Source organism: Nitrospira sp. (assembly GCA_005116745.1).
GTDB lineage: Bacteria > Nitrospirota > Nitrospiria > Nitrospirales > Nitrospiraceae > Nitrospira_D.
On sequence record SWDS01000022.1, the window covers coordinates 1 to 867 of the forward strand.

Consider the following 867-nt stretch of genomic DNA (forward strand, 5'->3'; position numbering starts at 1 on the left):
AGAGTCTGTTCATAATCTTTTGAGGATGTTTTGATAATGTTCTCCTTTTCACCGCAAGAGGAGACGTTATGCGCCAGAGTTATCCAAGCGATATTAGCCGAGAGAAGTTCAATAGAATCCTGCCCATTTTGGAGCGTGCACGGAAGAAGACCCGCCCACGCTCGGTGGATTTATATGAGGTGTTCTGCGGCGTGACGTATGTACTCAAAAGTGGCTGTCAGTGGCGCATGCTGCCGAGAGAATTCCCTAAATGGCGCACCTGTCACAGCTATTTCCAGCAATGGAGCGAACCGCAGGAACGCGGTATCAGCCTCTTGGAGGAAGCCTTAAAAAAATGTGGTTGGCGCGGTGAGACAACACAATGGTCGGAACGACAAAACCAGCTTCATCATCGTTGATGCACAGAGCGTGAAGAACACTGATACCGCCGAGGAAAAAGGTTATGACGGCGGCAAGCTGGTATCGGGCATCAAGCGTCATATCGCGGTGGATACGCAAGGTTTGCCACACGCGATTCACATCACCACAGCGAATGTGACCGACAGGGCAGGAGCACTGGAGGCGTTCAGCCTGCACCAAACCACGCTCTCTGATGTCAAAAACGTGCTGGCAGATGCGGGCTACACGGGTGAGAAATTTGCCGATGCCGTGCGGAACATCCTCGGGTGTCCCGTCGCAATCGCCAAGCGCAGCGAACTCCACACCTTCGCCGTCATCCCCAAACGATGGGTGGTGGAGCGTTCCTTCGCGTGGCTCGAAAAATGCCGCAGACTCTGGAAAAACTGCGAACGCAAACTTGCCACAAGCCTCAATATGGCCGTTCTCGCTTTCCTCGTCCTACTCCTCAAAAGATTTTGAACAGGCTCT

General features: G+C 52.8%; 1 protein-coding gene. It reads left to right on the forward strand.

Features of this window, described 5'->3' with window-relative positions; genetic code table 11:
* Positions 1-68: 68 nt before the first annotated feature.
* A protein-coding gene (locus E8D52_18630; GenBank protein TKB65200.1) for an IS5 family transposase occupies positions 69-858 on the forward strand; the annotation gives its coding sequence in 2 pieces (ribosomal slippage) (positions 69-329 and positions 331-858; 789 coding nt in all).
* Positions 859-867: the final 9 nt, after the last annotated feature.